Here is a 20,376-nt window from a genome sequence, read left to right as displayed (position 1 = left end):
CGGAGAGGCCCTGGTTGCTTTTGTGCCCTCCTCGCAGGACTCCCGGTATCGCCGAGATTCACCCGATCGTGCGGGTGAGCAGGGGGTGCCGGGCCAGCAGTTGGTCGATGTGGTCGATCAGAGTGGGGAAGAGTTCTCGCTCCGTGCGGATGTGCTGCCAGCTTTCGACCATGCGGGCCGCCGTCTCCAGCACGAGGTCGCGCACGCGATCCGCGCTGACTTCGGTCGTGTCGGCCAAGCGCCGGAAGCAATCGAGATCGACCCGGGTGGACGTCCTCTCCCCGCCGAGGGGGAAGGTCAGCGGGGCGTGCCGCAGTGAGCGGTAGACGCTGGAGCAGACCAGGTCGTAAGCGGGCGACAACTTCGCGGTGCGCCCGTCCGCGTACCTGAGCGACCAGTTCTTCAGGTGCGCGTCCGTGTTGCCCATCAGCACCATCGCCACCAGCCGGCGGACGTATTCGTCGAACGAGTCGTCCCCGGCGAGAGCGAGCACCAGTGCACCGATGCCCTCGTAGGTGGCGTTCCGATCACGCAGGGCGGGTGGCTGATCGGCGACCTGGGCCAGGTCCTCGATGTGCACCCGCCGATTCCCCGCGCGGTCGAACCGCTGCACCAGGTAGACCAGGGCTTCCTCGTCCAGCACGCTGTCGAAGATCTGGGGCACGCGGCTGACCGGCCGGAGTTCGACCTCCGGCACATCGAGGCCGCAGGCGGCGGCCCAGCGCATCATCAGGTACTCGTTCTCGCAGAGCCGGTCGAACGCCCGGTCCGGCAGCTTCGCGATCAGTTCCCCGGTCTGGCCCCGGCCGGGCAGGGTGAACCGTTCACCGCTGCGGATCAGTGACATCTTGGGCTGCGCCCCCGCCAGCGCTGACAGGTGCAACCCGCCGGCGTCCACCTCGGGCTTGTTCGGCGGGATCAGCACGCCTTCTTCGGGGACGTCGAGCGCTCGCACGGAGACCGCGCCCGGGAGATCGGCGCCGAGCATGAGCAGTAGCCGGGCGTCGTCGAGGTGGCGGTCACCGAACTGCGCGGCGTAGTACCGCCGCAGACCGCTGCCCTGCTCCGGGAGCAGATTGGCGAACCAGTGCGGCAGTCCGACCGGGTTGGCGAACCGGTGCCTCGGCCGTTCCTCGAAGACCTGGCCGAGCACCTCGTGTTCGCGGGCGGACAGCTCGTCCGTGTAGTCGAAAGAGCTGCCGCCTTTGGCGAAGCTCAGTTCGCCGACCTGACGATCCCCCAGCAGGACGACGGCCCGGCCGGTCACCGGCCTACGCATCGTGTGCTGCCTTGCCCAGCAGGCTGCGAGCCGAGAACGAATCGCGGGCGCCCCACTCCGCGTTGCGATCGACTGTGGCGAGGACCGCCTGGGACAACAATTCCGCGCGATGCGCGCCGAAACCGTCGTAGTCGTTGTCGAGCAGGAGTTCCCTCGCCGTGGCATCGATCAGATGGCTGGCCAGCGTCTCCTGATCGGCCAAGTGAAAGGCGCGTCGGTCGGTCGGACGGTGCAGCAGGGCTCCCGGCCAGCCGGGAACTCCCATCAGCTCGTGCAGCGGCTCCCCGCTGTCGAAGATCTCCGCCGCGCTGAGGGGCGCGTGGTTCTCGTCGAGGTGCCGTGGGCCCGCCGACCAGAGACCGAGTGCGTTGAGGCGGTCGGAGGCTTGCCATTCCGCGTGGTGGTCCAGGTCGGGAACCCAATCACCCATCGCCGCCGGGGCGGCTTCGAGCAGGCCGAGAACCGCGTCGCCCGGCGATGTCGCGGTGCTCACCCGTGAGAGCGACGCGTCCGGGGGCGGCGCCGGCTCGAGGATGGCCATCCGCCACACCCAGCGGCGGAACAGTTCCGCGGTGCGTTCCTCGGGCTGGCCGAACTTGGCTACGAACGCGGCGAGCACGAGCAACATCGAGTCGTGGGGCAACAGCCGCAGGTGCGGGATGTGCACGTCCCGGCGCAGTGTGGTCGCGACCTGGAAGAGAACCTGCTGCGGAGATGGCCCGTCCGCCGCGGCGACCGCTTGTACCGTCCGGCGAACAGCTTGGAGCCGCTGTGCCGAGACCCGGCCGAAGCCTGCTCGGTCGAAAGCGGTGTCGCTTGCCGGGCTGCTGGCGCGTGCCAGGTCCTGGTCGGTCAAGGACCTCGACGACGTGTTGATCCTGCGGAAGATCTCGACGTTGTAGCCCTGGCCGGCCGGGTCGATCAGGTGCGCCGGGAAAGGGGCGTCGGCGAGCGTCGATGCCAGTTCCTCGATGGCCTCGTGGTGGCGATCGAGAAGCCAACCGGTGTTCTCCCGGACCCAGTCGAACCTCCGGCCGGAGTTGAACAGGGTGCGCAGGGGCAGCCAGGATGCCGGTGCGGTTTCGCTCGCCTCGCTGACCTGTCTGGTGTCGAGATCGACGCCGACCTCGAAGCGGGGATCGCTGCCGTCGGTCGTCGGGGCGAGTGAGCCGACGAGTGCGGTGACCCGTTGCAGGCCGTCGATGATCCACAGCGCGTGCTCGCGAGCCGGGGCGTCCACCACGACCGGGCCCAACGCCAGCGTTTCCGCTTCCGCTGACTGCTCGGAAAGGAGCAGCATGCCGACCGGGTAGCCCCGCAGCAGGCTGCTGAAGAAGTCGATCACCTCGGAGGCGTCCCAGACGAACGGGCGCTGGAACGCCGGTACCCGGATCTCGCCGCTCAAGGCCAGGTCAACGAGCTGTCGGGCCGAATACGTGCGCAACCTCGGGATGTTCGCCACGGTCACCTCCTTCAGGGCATGAGGCTAGCGGCTGTGCCGCAGCGGAGCCGGTACGTGCGTGCCCGACTCGCCCGTGGTGAGCGGGTGATGTCAAGCGTCTTCCGTAGGTGACGGGACTTGGTTAATCACTGGCAACCTGAGCCGGGCTACGGGTAGTTACGGCGCTTTGAATCCGTAGCGCTACGGATTGTGCCGACCCCTCTTGGTGAGCAGGGTGGGTCGACAGGCCTTGTTCCGGGCTTGACGACGAGGAGAGCAGATGCGTAAGAGAAGAAGCGTGGCGGCCGCGCTGTCGGCTGCCGCCCTGATCGCGACGGCGGTGGCGGCCAGTCCTTCGGTGGGCGCGGCACCGGACACCGCCGCGGCCGAAGCGGCGACGCAGACGGACTTCTACGAGGTACTCGGCACGAACTCCCCACAGCTGCGGACGAAGGTCTCCGCCACCGGCGTGGACGTCGTCACCGCGGGCGAGACCACCACGATCATCGGCACCGGGAGCGAGGCGCAGAAGCTGCGCGGACTCGGCTTCCAGGTGGAGAAACGGCCCGGGTTCGAGCAGTACCGGGCGAACCGCGCCGCCGACGTGACCACCGCGGCCGCCGACTTCCCGGCGGGCGACGAGAACTACCACACCTACGCCGAGGTGGTCGCCGAACTGCAGCAGACCGTCACCGACCACGGCAACCTGGTGAAGCTGGGCAGCATCGGCACCTCCTACCAGGGCCGCAACCTGCCGGTGATCAAGATCAGCGACAACGCCGGCACCGACGAAGCCGAGCCGGAGGTGCTGTTCACCTGCAACCAGCACGCCCGCGAACACCTCACCACGGAGATGTGCCTGCACATCGTCAAGCGGTTCACCGACAAGTACACCACCGACACCAACGTCAAGAACCTGGTGGACACCAAGGAGATCTGGGTCATCCCGACGGTGAACCCGGACGGCTCCGAGTACGACATCGCCGGCGGCAGCTACAAGATGTGGCGCAAGAACCGCCAGGGCCAGGGCACCGACCCGAACCGCAACTGGGGCCACAAGTGGGGCTGCTGCGGTGGTTCCTCGGGCAGCCCGGGCAGTGAGACCTACCGCGGCACGGCGGCGTTCTCCGCACCGGAGGTCAAGGCCGTGGCGGACTGGGTCGGTACCCGCCGGGTCGGTGGCGTGCAGCAGATCAAGTCGCACATCGACTTCCACACCTATTCGGAGCTGGTGCTGTGGCCGTTCGGCTACACCTACGCCGACACCGCACCGGGCATGACCGCGGCCGAGGCGCAGAAGTTCAAGACCCTCGGCCAGCAGATGGCCGCGACGAACGGGTACACGCCGCAGCAGGCGAGCGACCTGTACATCACCGACGGCTCGGTGGACGACTGGATGTGGTACGCCCACAAGATCCTGAGCTACACCTTCGAGATGTACCCGAAGGGCTCGAACCCCGGGTTCTACCCGCCCGACGAGGTGATCCCGGCGCAGACCGCCCGCAACGACAAGGCCGTTGACATCCTGATCAACGCCTCGCTGTAACCGCATAGGGTGGGGCTCATGCCGCTGTTCTCCTTCGAGGGCGTGAGCCCCACCGTCCACCCCGATGCCTGGATCGCCCCGACCGCGACGCTGATCGGCGCGGTGACCGTCGAGAAGGACGTGTCGATCTGGTACGGCGCCGTCATCCGCGCCGACTTCGGGAAGATCATCATCCGTGAGGGCGCCAACATCCAGGACAACTCCGTCGTGCACGTCAACGACGGCGTGTGCGAGATCGGCCGGAACGTCACCGTGGGGCACATGTGCCTGGTGCACGACTGCACGGTCGGCGAGCAGGCGTTGATCGGCAACGGCGCGACGATCCTGGACCAGTCGCAGATCGGCGAGCGCGCGCTGATCGCCGCCGGGTCCACGGTCACGCCGAACACCGTGGTGCCGCCCGAGGTGATCGCGATGGGCAGCCCGGCGAAGAAGTTCGTGCCGCTGTCGGATTCCGCGCGTGGCTGGGTCGAGCACAACGCGGTCATCTACAAGCAGCTGGCGCGGCGGCACGCGGAGGGCATCGAGCCGATCGAGGGTTGACCCTCCTCTGACTGGAGTGCTTAGCGTGCCGGGACATGGCACCGAAGAAGCTCCAGTTCCGCACCACCCTGCAACTCCCGGCCGGTGAGGCGCCGGTGGTCGACCTCGGCAAGATGCTCGGGCAGACCGGCGTCAACCTGGTCGAGGTCAAGCGCACCTACGACGCGGCCACCGCCGCGCAACGCGGCGACATCGTGCCGGTGGTCGTCTCGGTGTTCGAGGACCGCTCGTTCGAACTGGCCTACAAGACCCCGCCCTCGCGGGGCATGGTGCTTGCGCTGGCCCCGGTCGGTTCCCTCGTTGAACGGGAGGCGCTGGTTCCGGTCGGCTTCCGCGTGGGGCTTCGGCCGGAAGGGTGGTTGGCGCTGTGCGCGTCGGGGGATGGGTGGGCGTCGACTAGAGTTCGCGGGGCAGCAGCGACTGGCGCCTTGAGGTGGAGCACCACCGGGAAGCGAACGCAACGGCCCCGCACCGCGCGCCTGGGTTCGGGTCGTGGACCGTCCATGGAGACGACAACCATGACGCACCAGCCAGCCCTGCCCACGCTCGCCGCCACCGATCCGGTCATCGCCGGTCTGGTCGAGGACGAGGCCCGCCGCCAGCACGAGAAGATCCGGCTCATCGCCTCGGAGAACTACGTCTCGCAGGCTGTGCTCGAGGCCACCGGCACGGTCCTGACCAATAAGTACTCCGAGGGCTACGCCGGCAAGCGCTACTACGAGGGCCAGCAGCTCATCGACCCCGTCGAGACGCTGGCGATCGACCGTGCGAAGGCGCTCTTCGGCGCGGACCACGCGAACGTGCAGCCCTACTCCGGCTCCCCGGCGAACCTCGCGGTCTACCTCGCCTTCGCCAAGCCCGGCGACGCCGTGCTCGGCATGGCGTTGCCCGACGGCGGCCACCTGACCCACGGCTGGAGCGTCTCCGCCACCGGCAAGTGGTTCGACGCCGTCCGCTACGGCGTGCGCAAGGAGACCGGCCGCGTCGACCTGGACCAGGTGCGCGACCTGGCCCGCGAGCACCGCCCGAAGCTGATCTTCTGCGGTGGCACGGCGATCCCGCGCACCATCGACTTCCCGGCGTTCGCCGAGATCGCCCGCGAGGTGGACGCGGTGCTGGTCGCCGACATCGCGCACATCGCCGGTCTGGTCGCCGGTGGCGCGCACCCGTCGCCGGTCGGGCACGCGCAGGTGATCACCACGACCACGCACAAGACCCTGCGCGGCCCGCGCGGCGCGATGATCCTGTCCGACGCCGACCACGCGAAGGCCGTGGACAAGGCGGTGTTCCCCGGTCTGCAGGGCGGTCCGCACAACCACACCACCGCCGCCATCGCGGTCGCGCTCGGCGAGGCGTCGAAGCCGGAGTTCCGCGACTACGCGCACGCCATCGTGGCCAACGCGAAGGCGCTCGCGGAGGCGCTCATCGAGCGCGGCTACGACCTGGTCTCCGGCGGTACCGACAACCACCTGCTGCTGGTCGACCTGACGAACAAGGCGATCGGCGGCAAGCCGGCCGCGCAGGCGCTGGACCGGGCGGGCATCGAGCTGAACTACAACACCGTGCCGTTCGACCCGCGCAAGCCGTTCGACCCGTCGGGCATCCGGTTGGGCACCGGCGCCATCACCACCCGCGGCTTGCGCCCGGAGCACCAGGTGCAGGTGGCCGAGTGGATCGACCGCACAGTCACCGCGGCCGCCGCCGATGAGCAGTCCACTGTGGACGTCGTGGCCGCGGAGATCCGCGAGTTCCTCGGCGCCTATCCGATCCCGGGCTACACCGCCTGATCCCCGCCTCTCGCCGCCGCGGTCACTGGCCCGCGGCGGCGAGCCTGCGGTCGGCCAGCACCACCTCGCCTTCAGCCGGGGTGACCCAGCGCACAAAAATTTAGTTGCACGATACAAGGGGATCTGGGAATACTTGCGTAGGTCATGTAGTTGAATGACGCAAGCAAATAGGGCCCGCTGGGGGCACGATCCGAGGAGCGAGACATGGCCGAACCCACCGCGACGACCGAGCCGGCGGCTCGGGGAGGGCTGTCGCACCGGCAGATCCTCACCGTGCTCTCCGGCCTGATGATGGGGATGTTCCTGGCCGCGCTCGACCAGACGATCGTGTCCTCGGCGATGAAGACCATCGCCGACGAACTGCACGGGCAGACCCTCCAGGCCTGGGCGACCACCGCCTACCTGATCACCGCGACCATCTCCACCCCGCTGTACGGCAAGCTGTCCGACCTCTACGGCCGCAAGCCGATGTACCTGACCGCGATCTCGCTGTTCCTGGTCGGCTCACTGGCCAGCGGCATGGCGGGCTCGATGTACGAACTGGCCGCCTTCCGCGCCTTCCAGGGCCTGGGCGCCGGTGGCCTGATGTCGCTGGCGCTGGCCATCGTCGCCGACATCACCGCACCCCGGGAACGCGGTCGCTACCAGGGGTACTTCATGGCCGTCTTCGGCATTTCGAGCGTGCTCGGGCCGGTGGTCGGCGGGGCCTTCGCCGGGGTGGACTCGTTCGCCGGGCTGGCCGGCTGGCGCTGGGTGTTCCTGATCAACGTGCCGGTGGCGCTGCTCGCGCTGGTGGTGGTCACCCGGGTGCTCAACATCCCGCACACCCGCGTCGAACAGCGGGTGGACTACCTGGGCGCGGCCACGCTGACCGTGGGCCTGGTGCCGCTGCTCATCGTCGCCGAGCAGGGCCGCGAATGGGGCTGGGGCTCGCTGACCTCGGTGCTGATGTACCTGGTCGGCGTGGCCGGGCTGGTGGCGTTCGTGCTGAACGAGCGGCGGATGGGGGACGCGGCGCTGCTGCCGCTGCGGCTGTTCCGGCGCCCGGCGTTCGCGCTCAGCTCGGTGGTCACCTTCGTGCAGGGCGCGGGCATGTTCGGCGCGATGATGTCGCTGCCGCTGTACCTGCAGATCGTCAAGGGCGCGACGCCCACCGAAGCCGGGCTGCAACTGCTGCCGCTGACGGCCGGGATCATGGTGGCGAGCCTGCTGTCGGGCCGGATCGTGGCCTCGACCGGGCGGTACAAGGTGTTCGGCGTGATCGGCCTCGGACTGATGACGGCGGCGATGTTCCTGTTCAGCACGATCGGCGTGGACACCCCGCTGGCGATCGTGATGGCGATGGCGTTCCTGATGGGCCTCGGCCTCGGCGGCGCCTTCCAGACGCTGACGCTGGCCGCGCAGAACGACGTCGAGCCGACGGACCTGGGCGTGGCGACCTCGTCGACCACCTTCTTCCGCCAGATCGGCGGGACCGCGGGCACGGCGGTGTTCCTGTCGATCCTGTTCGGTTCGGTGGGGGACCGGATCGTGGCGGCGGTGGCCTCGGCTTCGGCGAGCCCGGCCTACACGGCGGCGCTGGCGAACCCGGCGAACGCGGAGTTCGCGACGCGGCTGTCGAGCGGGCAGCTGGACCTGAACGACACGTCGTTCCTCAGTGGACTGGACCCGGTGCTGGCGCGGCCGATCCTGGAAGGCTTCTCCAGCGCGATGAGCACGGTGTTCCTGGTCGGCGGCGTGGTGCTGGCCGCCGGGTTCGTGCTGCTGTGGTTCCTGCGGGAGACGCCGCTGGCCGAGAAGTCGGCGCTGGAGCTGCGGCAGGAAGCCGAAAAGGACCTGGTGCCCGCACTGGCGCACTAGGGCCGGAATGCAATGAGTGGGGCATTACTTGCATTCAATGCTAGTAATGCCCCACTCATAGCGTTCGTCTCAGTGCTCGCCGTTGTCCGCGGCGAGCTTCGCCAGGCGGTCCTTCTCACGCTCGTAGGAGCGCTCGATCTCCGACTCGGCCTCGACGCGGCCGACCCAGCTGGAGCCCTCCACGCTCTTGGCGGGCTCGAGGTCCTTGTAGACCTCGAAGAAGTGCTGGATCTCGAGCTTGTGGAACTCGTTCAGGTGGTGGATGTCCCGCAGGTGCTCCAGGCGCGGGTCCGCCGCGGGCACGGCGAGGACCTTGTCGTCCGGGCCCTTCTCGTCGGTCATCCGGAACATGCCGATCGCGCGGCAGCGGATCAGGCAGCCGGGGAAGGTCGGCTCCTGCACCAGGACCAGCACGTCGAGGGGATCGCCGTCCTGGCCGAGGGTGTCGTCGATGAAGCCGTAGTCGGCCGGGTACTGGGTGGCCGTGAACAGGGTGCGGTCCAGCTTGATGCGCCCGGTCTTGTGGTCCACCTCGTACTTGTTGCGCTCCCCCTTGGGGATTTCGATCGTGACGTCGAACTCCACGCCGATCCTCGCTGATCTTGTTTTGGCAAGCCCGAGCAAAGGCGGGCGGCTCACCGGTTCGTTGGCTTGACACCACTAGTGTGGACCACGCGTGACCACGGACCCGCACCGATGGGTTCTTGGTGTGAGCTGGGGGACACCGGAGGAGGGTGCGTGCCGGACAGCAGCAGGCCCGACGAGCCGGGGTGGCCGTCGGACGACCACGACGGAACCCAGTCGCTCGCGGAGCAGGACACCCTGTGGGTGCGGCGGCCGGGGGCGGAGGCGCACCCACAGGCCACCCAGCCGGTGCAACACCTGAAACCGCAGGGCTCGCTGTTCCAGCCTGCCGCCTATCCGGAGCCGGAGGAGCAGTCGCCGCAGTGGCCCGCTGAACAGGCTCAGCAGTACTCGGGTCAGCAGGCAGCCGTACGGCAGTGGGCGGAGCAGACCGCCGCCCTGCCGCACCCCGGGCAGGAGCAGCAGGCGGGGAGCGACAGCCGGCCGCCTTGGCAGCGGAACGCGGAGAACCAGCCGCCGCAGAACTATCAGGGCCAGCAGGGTCAGTCGGAGCACGGGGACCCAGGCTCCCAGGGGCAGCGCGGGCCGGGGAGCCAGCAAGGCCGCCAGGACTACTCGGACCAGCAGGACTACTCGGGCCGGCAGGGCTCGCCGGGCTACCAGGAGCAGGCGGGTCAGCAGGAGCAGCGGAGTCCGCAGGGTTCGACTGGCCAGGGCTACCCAGGACAGCCCGGTCGCCAAGGCGGCCAGCGTGAGCAGCAGGGCCACCAGGACCAGGCGAGCCAGCAGGGGCGCTCGGGTCAGCCGGGCTACCAGGGCCAGGGGTTCCAGGGCGGCCAGCAAGATCCGCAAGGCCAGCCGGGGCAGCAAGGCCACCGGGACCAGCAGGGTCACCCTGGCCGCCAGGGGCAAAGCCAGCCCGGGCAGCAAGGTCAGGGGCACCCGGGACAGCTGGGTCTGCTGGGCCAGCAAGACCCAGGCCAGGATCGGCAGGGCCAGGGCCAGCCGGGACAGCAAGGCCACCCTGGCCAGCAGGGACAAGGCCAGCCGGGGCAGCAAGGTCAGGGGCACCCAGGTCAGCAGGGCCAGGGGCAGCAGGAGGGGAATCGGCCCCAGGTGCCGGTGGTGCCGGCGGTGGTGCACGCGCAGCCCATGCGGATCGAGCCGTCCGGGGAGCAGCGGCCGGCGCCGGCGACGACCGGGGCCGAGGAGGGGCCGCCGGCGGCTACCGAGGTGGAGCCCAAGCGGCGGCGCAAGTGGCCGTGGATCGCGGCGGCGCTGGTGGTGTTGCTGGTGCTGGGCGGCGGGACGGTCGCCGCGGTGCAGCCGGCGGTGGCGAACCGGCTGGAGCTGCCGTGGGCGCCCAACAAGCCCAAGGGTGACCCGCCCGCGGCCCTCGCGGTGAACCGCCAGTTGCAGGCGCCGGGCCCGTCCGCGCCCAGTCCGACGCCCGAAGGGGTCGCGGCGGCGCTCAAGGGGCCCGCTGCCGCGGCGGCGCTCGGCACGCTCAGTGGCAGTGTGATCGACCCCGCCACCGGCACCGCGCTGTGGGCGAAGGACGCCGACAAGCCGTTGACCCCCGCTTCCACCACGAAGGTGCTGACGGTCGCCGCCGCGTTGCTGGCGGTGGACCACGGGCACCAGATCTCCACCAAGGTCGTCCAGGGCGCCGACCCGGGCACGGCGATCGTGGTCGCGGGCGGCGACCCGACGATCAACTCGCTGTCCGACGGCAAGGACTCCATCTACCCCGGCTCCGCGCACCTCGACGACCTCGTCAAGCAGGTCATGGAGGCCTCCGGCGGCAAGATCAAGCAGGTCCAGCTCGACCTCAGCGTGTTCCAGGGTGAGACCTTCGGCCCCGGCTGGGCGCCGGAGGACGCGCCATCCACCTACGCCGCGGTGGTCGAGCCGGTGATGCTCGACGGCGGGCGCAGCAGCGCCACCGACGAGAAGTCCATGCGCGTGGCCAATCCGGCGAAGTCGTTCGCGGACAAGTTCGCGAGCAAGCTCGGCGCCACGGCCGGGGGCAACGCGAAGGCACCCGAAGGCGCCAAGGTGCTCGGCGAGATCAAGTCCGCGCCGCTCACCGAACTGATCAGCAACGTGCTGAACCACTCCGACAACCTGATGGGTGACGCCGTCGCCCGGCAGACCGCGCTCGCCACCGGCGAGAAGGGCTCGTTCGAAGGCGGCGCCAAGGCCACCGAGGAAGTCCTCAAGAAGAACGGCTTCGACCTCCAGGGCGTGGAGCTGTTCGACGGCAGCGGTCTCTCGGTGGACAACCGGATTCCCGCGAAGGTGCTCGCCGAGGTGCTCTCGGTGGCCGCCGCCCCGGACGGCAAGGATCCACGCACGGCCAAGCTCCGGCCGCTGCTGGGCGACCTGTCCGTGGCCGGGGGCAGCACCGGGCGCCTGGTCAGCCGCTACACCTCCGGGCCGGAGGAGGCCGGCAAGGGCTGGGTGCGGGCCAAGACCGGCACGCTGTCCGGGGTGAACACGCTGGCCGGGGTGGTCCTGGACAAGGACGGGCACCTGCTGGTGTTCGCGCTGATGTCGCTGGGCTCGGAGTCCGACGCCGCGCGCAGCGCGCTGGACGCGGTGGTCGCCGAGTTGCGCGGTTGCGGCTGCCGATAAGCCGTATCGTCGAAGGCATGACCGTCCAGTCCCCGAAGTCCCCGGAAACCGCAGGCGAAACGGACCGCACGAGATCGGTGGTCGACTGGCGGCTGGCCGCGGCCACCGGCGCCTTCCTGGTCCGCAGTGGACCGGTGGTGCCGCGGGCGGAGGCGGAGACCGCGGTCACCGAGTTGCGCGAGCTGACCGTGGAGGCCGAGGCGCACGTCCGCGAGCTGACCGGGCTCGGCGACGGGTTGCCGCTGCTGCCCGGTGAGGTGGTCGACCGCCCGGCGTGGGTCCGCTCGGCCGCCGCCGGCCTCGACGCGCTCACCAGCAAGGCACTGGCCAGGGAGAAGGGGCCGTTCGCGCCGGTGCTCGCCGCGGGTGCCGGGGTGCAGACCGGTGTGGTGCTGTCGTTCCTGGCCTCCCGCGTGCTCGGGCAGTACGACCCGTTCGGCGGGCCGGACAAGGAAGGCCAGTTGCTGCTGGTCGCGCCGAACGTGGTGGCCGCGCAGCGCGCGATGAACGTGCCCGCCAAGGACTTCCGGATGTGGGTCTGCCTGCACGAGTGCACCCACCGGCTCCAGTTCACCGCGGTCACCTGGCTGCGTGACTACTTCGCCGACGAGGTCGAGCGCCTGGTCGGCGGGCTCGCCGACGCCGACGGCTTCGGTGACCTCCTGGGCAGGCTGCCGGACACGATCAAGGACGTGAAGAACCGCCGGAACCTCGCCGAGCTGTTCCAGTCACCGCAGCAGCGGGCCGTGTTCGACCGGCTGCTCGCGCTGTCCACGCTGCTCGAAGGGCACGCCGACTACGTGATGGACGCGGTCGGCCCGGCCGTGGTGCCGAGCGTGGCCACCATCCGCGGCCGGTTCACCGAGCGGCGCAAGGGCGGTGGCCTGCTCGACCGGGTCCTGCGCAGCCTGCTCGGCATCGACGCGAAGATCCGCCAGTACGCCGAGGGTGCCGCGTTCACCAGGCACGTGGTCGCCCACGCCGGGATGGACGGGTTCAACGCCGTCTGGACCTCGCCGAACACGCTGCCCACCCGGGCGGAGATCGCCGATCCGGACGCCTGGCTGCGGCGCATGGGCCGGTGAAGCCGGATCCCGCGGTCGCCAGGGTCCGCCGGGCGGTCCGGGAGTTCTTCGGCGAGCCGGTGCGGACTTCGGCGCTGACCACGGGTGAGCTCGGGGTCGCGGTCTCGGGTGGGGCGGACTCGCTCGCGCTCGCCGAGGCCGCCGCGTTCGTCGGTCACCGGATGGGCCTGCGGGTGCGCGCGCTGGTGGTGGACCACCGGCTGCAACCGGGGTCCGCCGAGGTGGCCGAGCACGCGGCGGCGACCGCGAGCAAGCTCGGCGTGGACGAGGCGACCGTGCTGCCGATCGAGGTGAGCGGTCCCGGTGGACCCGAGGCGGCGGCACGCAAGGCCAGGTACGCGGCGTTGTCGGCGGCCATGCCCGGGGCGCTGGTCCTGCTCGGGCACACCCGTGACGATCAGGCGGAGACCGTGCTGCTCGGGCTGGGCCGGGGTTCCGGCCCGCGGTCGGTGTCCGGCATGCGCCCGCTCGACCCGCCGTGGGGACGCCCCTTGCTGGAGCTGCCGCGGTCGGCGACCGAAGCGGCGTGCGCGGCGCTGGGCGTCGAACCGTGGTCGGACCCGCACAACGCCGATCCGCGCTTCACCCGCGTCCGCCTGCGCCGCGAAGTGCTGCCACTTCTGGAGGACGTCCTTTCCGGTGGCGTGGCCGCCGCGCTGGCCCGTACGGCGAAGCAGTTGCGCGAGGACTCCGAGGCGCTCGACCAGCTCGCCGACGAGGTGCTGCTCAACGCCCGCAACGGCCCGGTGCTGGAGATAGAGCCCTTGCTCACGGCGCCCGCGCCCCTGCGCCGGCGGGCGCTCCGGCGCTGGTTGCTCGACGCCGGGGTGCGTGAGCTGACCGACGCGCACCTGCGGTCCGTCGACGACTTGGTCGGTGCTTGGCGAGGACAGGGTGGTGTGTGGTTACCCGGCGACTTGGTGGCCGGGAGGGCGCATGGCAGGCTGAGCCTGCTCCCACCCGGACGGACCTAGAGCTAAAGGGGATCCCCGTGTACGAAGGCGACATCGCCTCCGTGCTCATCACCGAGCAGCAGATCAACGACAAGATCACCGAACTGGCCGAGCAGGTCGCCGCGGACTACCCGCCCGGCGGCACCGACCTCCTGCTCGTCGGCGTGCTCAAGGGCGCGGTCATGTTCATGACCGACTTCGCCCGCGCGCTGCCGGTGCCGGCACAGCTGGAGTTCATGGCGGTGTCCTCCTACGGTTCGGCGACCTCGTCGTCGGGCGTGGTGCGCATCCTCAAGGACCTCGACCGCGACATCGCCGGGCGGGAGGTGCTCATCGTCGAGGACATCGTCGACTCCGGGCTCACCCTGTCCTGGCTGCTGAAGAACCTGGCCAGCCGCAACCCGGCCTCGCTGCAGGTGTGCTCCCTGCTGCGCAAGCCGGAAGCGGTCAAGGTGGACGTACCGGTCAAGTACATCGGCTTCGACATCCCGAACGAGTTCGTCGTCGGGTACGGCCTCGACTACGCCGAGCGCTACCGCGACCTGCCCTACATCGGCACCCTGGACCCGAAGGTCTACTCCTCCTGACCGGCGGAAAAACGGGGAACCACATCACCGGAGAACGCGTCATAGGTCGGCATCGGGTGCGTTAACCTATGCGAAGGACGGATCTCGCCGCGCGTGGACGCGGCCCGGACTGGGGACAGGAGAGGCAGGATGGGGAACAGCAGCTTGGCGGACGCCGCCGCCTTCCGCAACGCCGCGGCCACCGGCCAGGTGGGGGTGGACCCCGACGCCGCGCAGACCGTGCTGAACAAGATCCGCACGGGCAAGGACGCCGTCGAAGCCCTGATCGGTGGGGCGGGCACGCTCGCCGAGCCACCGAAGCTCGGTGCCAACCCGGTCGGCCAGGCCATCGCCGCGAAGGTCTCGGAGCGCGCGGACGGCGGCGGGGACTCCTACGCCACCGCGCTGCGCAACCTGCTCTTCCAGTACGAGCAGGCGGAGCAGGGCATCCTCGCCGCGATGAAGCACTACCAGGACTTCGAGCACGACACCGTCAACGCGCTCAACGGCCGCGCGTGAGACTCAGGGGGTAATCGAGCATGGCACCGCAGGATGGGTCGAACGTCCCACTCGGGGACAACTCGTCGACCGTCGACATCGTGGAGAGCGCCCGCGGCCGGTCCGACGGCCCCGACATGGGTGCCGACCGCGCGATCACCAACCCGCCGAACTGGCAGGCGCAGGAGAGCCAGCAGCTCTACGAAGGCGCCACGGTGAACAACGACCCCGGCACCGCCGAGGCCACCAGCCAGGTCTGGACCCAGCACAGCAAGGAGCTGAACCAGGCCGCGAACGACCTCTACAACGCGATCAGCGAGCTGGGCGCGGCGTGGGTCGGCCAGGGGGCCGGTGCGGCGCAGGGCACGCTCGTGGCCATCGCGAACTCGAGCTCCACCGCCTCGGAAGCGGCCAGCACCATGTCCACCCGGCTGGCCCAGCAGGCCGCCGCGGCGGCCGAGGTGAAGAAGATGCCGGCCCCGATGAAGTTCGACCCGCAGAAGCAGACCGAGGCCATGCTGGCCGGCGGCCCGGCGGCGATGGTGGCCGACATGAAGGCCCAGTCGGACGCCGCGGACGAGGTCAAGGCCCAGCAGGTCGCCTTCTTCAACCGCTACACCCAGGCGATGTCCGAGGTGGACAGCACCACGCCGAGCTTCGGCCCCGAGTCGCTCGGGCTCAAGGCGTACAGCGGCACCGGCCCGTCCGGGCTCGGCCTGACCGGCGTCGGCGCGGGTGTGTCCTCGGTGGGCGGTGCCTCGGTGACCGGTCCGTACGGCGCGTACGGCGCCGGGTACTCCGGTGCGGAGACCACCGGTCTCGGCAACAGCTCTTCGGCCGCTTCCGGGGTCGCCCCCGGTTCGTCGGTCAGCTCGGCCACCACGCAGGCCGGGTACACCGCGCCCGGGCAGGGCGTCGGTGTCGGCACGGGTGCCGGTGCGGTCCCCTCGGCGCCCGCCGCCCCCGCCGCTCCGGCGGGCAGCCCGGCGTCCGCGCTGGGTGCGGCCGGCCTCGGCGGTGCCGCCGGGCTCGCCGGTGGCCGCGCGCTGAGCAGCGGCAACCGCAGTGGTGCCACCCGCTCCGCGTCTTCGGAGACCGGTGCCGCCGCGCAGGCCCAGCCGAACAGCGCCGCCAGCGCCGCGCCGCAGAACCCGGGCCTGGTCTCGCCGGGCGGCACGATCGGTGGCCAGGGTGCGCCGCCGATGGGCATGGGCGGCATGGGTGGCATGGGCGGTGCCCACGGCGCCCAGGCGCAGGAGGAAGAGGAGCACACCCACGCTTCGTTCCTCATCGAGCCCGACCCCGACGACGCGTTCGGCGCGAACGAGGCCACGCCGCCGCCGGTGATCGGTGCTTGGACCGACGACGAGGACCGTTAATGGCGCAGGCGGAGCTGCTGACTCCGCTGGAGCTCGACTTCCTGTGGGAGTCCTACGGCAACGCCGAGTTGCCGTACCCGCTCAAGGCCCGCTCGCACGGCGACACCGTCGACGAGCGGGCCACGCTCCGGCAGCAGGTGCTGACCGGCCTGGTGCAGCGCGGGGTGGCCGACAGCCGCGGCCGCCCCGAGCCGCACATCGAGGACTGGTTCGGCGTGCTCGCCGGCGCGGAGCTGAGCCTGGATTCGGTGCACATCCCGAACCCGGGCATCGAGCCGCTGCTGGCGGTGGCTTCGGCGCTCGGCGGGCAGGGCCTGCTCGCCGTGCAGGACCATCGCGGCCTGCACCTGCACCAGACCCCGGTGGACGGGCTGGCCAGCGCCATCGTCGGCCTGCTGCCGCCGGCGCCGCGCGGCAGTGAGAAGTCCATCACCGTGCCGCTGGAGCAGCTGATCTCCGGGTCCGGGGTGGACTTCATGCAGCGCCGCGCCCCGGCCGGGGCCGACGGCCGGTCCAGCGCCGACGACGACCGCAAGGCACTGGCCCGGCTGCACGCGCAGCCGCGCCTGCGTGGCGGGCAGATCGGCGCGAACGCCCGCAACCGGACGGGCGGTAGGGTGCGCACGCCGGTGCTGAGCTGGTTCGACACCGAGTCGGGCCGGTACTTCACCCAGGCCACCCGCGGCCGCGACGGCCGCGACTGGATCACCATCGCCCCCGCGGACGCCGCCACGCTGCGGAACCGGCTCGGGGAGATGCTCGCGGGAGCCGCCAGCGACGCGGGCGCCGCCCGCATCTGACCCGAAGGAGGAGCGCGTTTTGGCCGCCGCACAGGAGTTCTTCTCGCCGATGGCGTTCGACTTCCTCTGGGAAGCGATGAACCTCGGAGAACTCCCGTACCCGCTGCGGGTCCGCTCGCACGGGAACACCGAGGACGAGCGGATCGCGCTGCGCCAGCGGACGAACGCCGAGCTCAAGGCCCGCGGCATCCGTGACGCGCACGGCAGGCTCGAACCGCACGTGGAGGAGTGGCTGACCCTGCTGGCCCGCCCCTCCGCCAGCATCGACGCCCTGCACATCCCCGACTTCCAGGCCCCGCCGGTCGGCGTGCTCGCCGCCTCCGACGGCCGCGACGCGGTGGTCGCGGTGCAGGACAACGACGGCATCTGGATCCGGCCGGCCTACCCGGAGAGCCTGGTCTCCTCGGTGGTGGACCTGCTGCCCGCCGGTCCGCGCGGCACCGAGGCGTCCATCACGCTGCCGTTGCAGGAAGCCATGCGCACCCCGCCGAAGCGGCCGGTGCTCTCCGGCGCCGCCAAGGAGGGCGAGGCCGGGGGCCGGGGCCGTGAGCGCCGCCGCCCGTCGCTGGCCGACCGCCCGTCCGACCCGCGTGAGGCGTACGCCCTGCTTTCCGGGCAGCCGCGCATCCGCGGTGGTCAGCTGGCCGCGAACACGCGGAACTCGCTGGGCACCCGCCGCCGCTCGCCGGTGCTGGCCTGGTTCGACACCGCCACCGGCCGTTACCTCAGCCTTTCCCGGCCCGGGCGCGATGGGAGCGAATGGGTGACGGTGGCCCCCGCCGACCCGAAGACGCTGCGCAGCCGCCTGGGTGAGATGGTGGCCACCCTCGCCGAGACCCGGTAGGGAACACGGACGGGCACACATCCGTTGACCTGCGGGAGGCTCGCAAGGGTGCCCGTCCGGTGTGGGCGGTACCCTGGTGGGACGCGAGCCCCGTGTGCCGCTGAAGTTGTCAAGATCGTGACGGCGGATGTCACACAAACCGCCTAATCAGGGAGGGCTGAGGCCACCACGGCCGAGTCATATGGACCGGAAGCGCCTGCTCAAGAACCCACTGCTGTGGATCCTGGCCCTCGTGCTGCTCTACTTCGTGTTCTCCACGATCTTCGACAGCGATCGCGCGTACACGCAGACCCCGACTTCCCAGGCGATGGCCCAGGTCACCGGCGGGAACGTCAAGGAAGCCAACCTCGAGGACAAGGAACAGCAGCTCAAGCTGACCCTGGCCAACCCGATCGAGGTCGACGGCAAGCAGGTCACGCAGATCCGCACGCAGTACCCGGCCGAGGCCGGTGACGAGCTGTACAACGGCCTCATCCAGGCCAAGAACAACGGCCAGCCGATCAAGTACGCCACCACGGTGAGCCAGGACTCGATCTTCACCCAGCTGCTGATCTACATGATCCCGCTGGCGCTGCTGCTGCTGTTGCTGATGTGGATGATGAACAACGCCCAGGGCGGCGGGAACCGCGTCCTCAACTTCGGCAAGTCGAAGGCCAAGCAGCTCAACAAGGACATGCCGAAGACGACCTTCGGGGACGTCGCCGGTGCCGACGAGGCCGTCGAAGAGCTGTACGAGATCAAGGACTTCCTGCAGAACCCGGCGCGCTACCAGGCGCTCGGCGCGAAGATCCCGAAGGGCGTGCTGCTCTACGGGCCGCCCGGTACCGGTAAGACGCTGCTGGCCCGCGCGGTCGCCGGTGAGGCCGGTGTGCCGTTCTACACGATCTCCGGGTCGGACTTCGTGGAGATGTTCGTCGGTGTCGGTGCCTCCCGGGTGCGCGACCTGTTCGAGCAGGCCAAGCAGAACGCGCCCTGCATCATCTTCGTCGACGAGATCGACGCGGTCGGCCGCCAGCGCGGCGCCGGCCTCGGCGGCGGGCACGACGAGCGCGAGCAGACGCTGAACCAGCTGCTGGTCGAGATGGACGGCTTCGACGCCCGCGGCGGCATCATCCTGATCGCCGCGACCAACCGCCCGGACATCCTGGACCCGGCGCTGCTGCGCCCCGGCCGGTTCGACCGCCAGATCCCGGTGTCCGCGCCGGACATGCGCGGCCGCCGGGCGATCCTCGCGGTGCACTCCAAGGGCAAGCCGATCGCGGAGGGCACCGACCTCGACGCGCTGGCCAAGCGCACGGTCGGCATGTCCGGTGCGGACCTGGCCAACGTGATCAACGAGGCCGCACTGCTCACCGCCCGCCAGAACGGGCACGTGATCACCGACGCCGCGCTCGAGGAGTCGGTGGACCGGGTGATCGGCGGACCGGCGCGCAAGAGCCGGATCATCTCCGAGAAGGAGAAGAAGATCACCGCCTACCACGAGGGCGGGCACGCGCTCGCCGCGTGGGCGATGCCGGACATCGAGCCGGTGTACAAGCTGACCATCCTGCCCCGCGGCCGGACCGGCGGGCACGCCCTGCTGGTGCCCGAGGACGACAAGGAGCTGATGACCCGCTCCGAGATGATCGGCAGGCTGGTCTTCGCGATGGGTGGCCGGACCGCCGAAGAGCTGGTCTTCCACGAGCCGACCACGGGTGCTTCCTCGGACATCGAGCAGGCGACCAAGATCGCCCGCGCGATGGTCACCGAGTACGGCATGAGCGCGCGCCTCGGTGCGGTCAAGTACGGCCAGGAGCAGGGCGACCCGTTCCTCGGCCGCTCGGCGGGCCGACAGGCGGACTACTCGCTCGAGGTCGCGCACGAGATCGACGAAGAGGTCCGCAAGCTCATCGAGACCGCGCACACCGAGGCGTGGGAGGTGCTCAACACCTACCGCGACGTGCTCGACGAGCTGGTGATCGAGCTGCTGGAGAAGGAAACCCTGCAGCGCAAGGACCTCGAGCGCATCTTCACCTCGGTGGAGAAGCGGCCGCACATCACCGTGTTCAACGAGTTCGGGGAGCGCAAGCCGTCGGACAAGCCGCCGATCAAGACCCCCGGCGAGCTGGCGATCGAGCGCGGCGAGCCGTGGCCCCCGCCGCAGGAGCAGCCGGTGGCGCGCCCGGCGCCGACCCCGGTCGGCACCGCGCCCGGTGGTGGCGACCTGCCTGGCGGTCCGCCGCACGGCAGCCCCCAGCCGCCGCTGAACCCGAACCCGTTCGCCCCGCCGCCGCCCGGTGGCTACCCGAACGGCGCCCGGCCCTACGACGGGCCGAACGGCACCGCGCACTGGCCGCAGCCGCAGCAGTACGGCGGGCAGCCGCCGTACCAGCCGGGCAGCGGGCAGAACCCGTCCGGGCCGCCGCACTACGGCGCGCCCCCCGGGTGGACCCCGGCCACCTCACCGGGTGGTCAGCCGGCCCAGCCGTGGCGTCCCGCCGACCAGCCGCCGCCCGCCGATCAGGGTCCTCAGCAGCGGCCCGAAGGTGACGATCAGGACGGCCAGCAGCGCCGCTGAACCCGGGTCAGCGATG

17 protein-coding genes and 1 pseudogene are annotated in these 20,376 nt (G+C 70.6%); 14 read left to right on the top strand and 4 right to left on the bottom strand.

All coding sequences use genetic code 11. The annotated features are described in order from the left end of the window. Positions 1-58: 58 nt before the first annotated feature. A complete protein-coding gene (locus JOM49_RS03925) occupies positions 59-1,279 on the bottom strand; it encodes a type II toxin-antitoxin system HipA family toxin (RefSeq protein ID WP_209663002.1) in 1,221 nt (406 codons plus the stop codon). Then, positions 1,272-2,741 (bottom strand): DUF262 domain-containing protein, encoded by a 1,470-nt coding sequence (locus JOM49_RS03920; RefSeq protein WP_209663001.1) that lies wholly within the window; start codon positions 2,739-2,741, stop codon positions 1,272-1,274. Before JOM49_RS03920 ends, JOM49_RS03925 begins: the two co-directional genes overlap by 8 nt. A 259-nt stretch (positions 2,742-3,000) precedes the next feature. On the opposite strand from JOM49_RS03920, the gene JOM49_RS03915 reads away from it, so the two are divergent. The 5 genes and pseudogenes from JOM49_RS03915 (at position 3,001) to JOM49_RS03900 (ending at position 8,456) form a co-directional block, all read left to right on the top strand. Further along, positions 3,001-4,266: a M14 family metallopeptidase gene (locus JOM49_RS03915; RefSeq protein ID WP_209663000.1), complete on the top strand. Its 1,266-nt coding sequence runs from the start codon at positions 3,001-3,003 to the stop codon at positions 4,264-4,266. Positions 4,267-4,284: 18 nt separating this feature from the next. Further along, complete coding sequence (locus JOM49_RS03910) at positions 4,285-4,809, top strand: gamma carbonic anhydrase family protein (protein WP_209662999.1); 525 nt, start codon at positions 4,285-4,287, stop codon at positions 4,807-4,809. A gap of 35 nt (positions 4,810-4,844) precedes the next feature. Continuing rightward, positions 4,845-5,030 (top strand): annotated as a pseudogene (locus JOM49_RS43630) (50S ribosomal protein L11); the annotation flags it as partial. Between the two features lie 297 nt (positions 5,031-5,327). Further along, positions 5,328-6,596 (top strand): serine hydroxymethyltransferase, encoded by a 1,269-nt coding sequence (gene glyA, locus JOM49_RS03905; protein WP_245369847.1) that lies wholly within the window; start codon positions 5,328-5,330, stop codon positions 6,594-6,596. A 204-nt stretch (positions 6,597-6,800) separates the two neighbouring features. After that, complete coding sequence (locus tag JOM49_RS03900) at positions 6,801-8,456, top strand: MDR family MFS transporter (RefSeq protein ID WP_209662997.1); 1,656 nt, start codon at positions 6,801-6,803, stop codon at positions 8,454-8,456. A gap of 69 nt (positions 8,457-8,525) precedes the next feature. Here JOM49_RS03900 and JOM49_RS03895 read toward each other — a convergent pair whose 3' ends face one another. Next, on the bottom strand, positions 8,526-9,041 hold the full coding sequence (locus JOM49_RS03895; protein WP_209662996.1) for an inorganic diphosphatase: 516 nt from the start codon (positions 9,039-9,041) through the stop codon (positions 8,526-8,528). A 75-nt stretch (positions 9,042-9,116) separates the two neighbouring features. Continuing rightward, the gene (locus JOM49_RS03890; RefSeq protein WP_209662995.1) at positions 9,117-10,184 is read right to left on the bottom strand and encodes a hypothetical protein; all 1,068 of its coding nucleotides are present in this window, start codon (positions 10,182-10,184) and stop codon (positions 9,117-9,119) included. Here JOM49_RS03890 and dacB point away from each other — a divergent pair. The 9 genes from dacB to ftsH all read left to right on the top strand — a co-directional run bounded on the left by dacB (position 10,167) and on the right by ftsH (position 20,360). Further along, positions 10,167-11,678, top strand: coding sequence for a D-alanyl-D-alanine carboxypeptidase/D-alanyl-D-alanine endopeptidase (dacB, locus tag JOM49_RS03885; protein WP_308158641.1), 1,512 nt, complete (start codon positions 10,167-10,169; stop codon positions 11,676-11,678). The two genes, JOM49_RS03890 and dacB, sit on opposite strands and share 18 nt — an antisense overlap. Before the next feature lie 17 nt (positions 11,679-11,695). After that, positions 11,696-12,763, top strand: a complete 1,068-nt coding sequence (locus JOM49_RS03880) for an Rv3626c family coenzyme F420 biosynthesis-associated protein (protein WP_209662994.1) — start codon at positions 11,696-11,698, stop codon at positions 12,761-12,763. After that, on the top strand, positions 12,739-13,737 hold the full coding sequence (tilS, locus tag JOM49_RS03875; protein WP_372444209.1) for a tRNA lysidine(34) synthetase TilS: 999 nt from the start codon (positions 12,739-12,741) through the stop codon (positions 13,735-13,737). The genes JOM49_RS03880 and tilS overlap by 25 nt, the downstream gene beginning before the upstream one ends. Before the next feature lie 17 nt (positions 13,738-13,754). Then, positions 13,755-14,303, top strand: coding sequence for a hypoxanthine phosphoribosyltransferase (hpt, locus tag JOM49_RS03870; protein ID WP_153028803.1), 549 nt, complete (start codon positions 13,755-13,757; stop codon positions 14,301-14,303). Positions 14,304-14,432: 129 nt separating this feature from the next. Continuing rightward, positions 14,433-14,801, top strand: coding sequence for a hypothetical protein (locus JOM49_RS03865; RefSeq protein WP_209662992.1), 369 nt, complete (start codon positions 14,433-14,435; stop codon positions 14,799-14,801). A gap of 20 nt (positions 14,802-14,821) precedes the next feature. Continuing rightward, complete coding sequence (locus JOM49_RS03860; RefSeq protein ID WP_209662991.1) at positions 14,822-16,159, top strand: WXG100 family type VII secretion target; 1,338 nt, start codon at positions 14,822-14,824, stop codon at positions 16,157-16,159. Continuing rightward, the gene (locus JOM49_RS03855; protein ID WP_209662990.1) at positions 16,159-16,959 is read left to right on the top strand and encodes an ESX secretion-associated protein EspG; all 801 of its coding nucleotides are present in this window, start codon (positions 16,159-16,161) and stop codon (positions 16,957-16,959) included. The genes JOM49_RS03860 and JOM49_RS03855 overlap by 1 nt, the downstream gene beginning before the upstream one ends. Positions 16,960-17,008: 49 nt before the next feature. Next, positions 17,009-17,803 carry an ESX secretion-associated protein EspG gene (locus tag JOM49_RS03850; RefSeq protein ID WP_209670757.1) on the top strand — a complete coding sequence of 265 codons (795 nt, stop codon included), beginning with the start codon at positions 17,009-17,011 and terminating at the stop codon, positions 17,801-17,803. Between the two features lie 181 nt (positions 17,804-17,984). Next, positions 17,985-20,360 carry an ATP-dependent zinc metalloprotease FtsH gene (ftsH, locus tag JOM49_RS03845; protein ID WP_209662989.1) on the top strand — a complete coding sequence of 792 codons (2,376 nt, stop codon included), beginning with the start codon at positions 17,985-17,987 and terminating at the stop codon, positions 20,358-20,360. The last annotated feature ends 16 nt before the right edge of the window (positions 20,361-20,376 follow it).

Origin of the sequence: Amycolatopsis magusensis (genome assembly GCF_017875555.1) — a bacterium.
GTDB classification, from domain to species: domain Bacteria; phylum Actinomycetota; class Actinomycetes; order Mycobacteriales; family Pseudonocardiaceae; genus Amycolatopsis; species Amycolatopsis magusensis.
The sequence above is the reverse complement of the archived record's forward strand: the minus strand, read 5'-3'. Positions and strand labels throughout refer to the sequence as shown.

What these genes read in the sequence shown, in the direction of transcription:
- ftsH (WP_209662989.1), top strand. Translation starts at nt 17,985, where the DNA reads ATGGACCGGAAGCGCCTGCTCAAGAACCCACTGCTGTGGATCCTGGCC.
- JOM49_RS03900 (WP_209662997.1), top strand. Translation starts at nt 6,801, where the DNA reads ATGGCCGAACCCACCGCGACGACCGAGCCGGCGGCTCGGGGAGGGCTG.
- JOM49_RS03910 (WP_209662999.1), top strand. Translation starts at nt 4,285, where the DNA reads ATGCCGCTGTTCTCCTTCGAGGGCGTGAGCCCCACCGTCCACCCCGAT.
- JOM49_RS03925 (WP_209663002.1), bottom strand. Translation starts at nt 1,279, where the DNA reads ATGCGTAGGCCGGTGACCGGCCGGGCCGTCGTCCTGCTGGGGGATCGT.
- glyA (WP_245369847.1), top strand. Translation starts at nt 5,328, where the DNA reads ATGACGCACCAGCCAGCCCTGCCCACGCTCGCCGCCACCGATCCGGTC.
- JOM49_RS03865 (WP_209662992.1), top strand. Translation starts at nt 14,433, where the DNA reads ATGGGGAACAGCAGCTTGGCGGACGCCGCCGCCTTCCGCAACGCCGCG.
- JOM49_RS03855 (WP_209662990.1), top strand. Translation starts at nt 16,159, where the DNA reads ATGGCGCAGGCGGAGCTGCTGACTCCGCTGGAGCTCGACTTCCTGTGG.
- JOM49_RS03880 (WP_209662994.1), top strand. Translation starts at nt 11,696, where the DNA reads ATGACCGTCCAGTCCCCGAAGTCCCCGGAAACCGCAGGCGAAACGGAC.
- JOM49_RS03860 (WP_209662991.1), top strand. Translation starts at nt 14,822, where the DNA reads ATGGCACCGCAGGATGGGTCGAACGTCCCACTCGGGGACAACTCGTCG.
- JOM49_RS03850 (WP_209670757.1), top strand. Translation starts at nt 17,009, where the DNA reads ATGGCGTTCGACTTCCTCTGGGAAGCGATGAACCTCGGAGAACTCCCG.
- JOM49_RS03915 (WP_209663000.1), top strand. Translation starts at nt 3,001, where the DNA reads ATGCGTAAGAGAAGAAGCGTGGCGGCCGCGCTGTCGGCTGCCGCCCTG.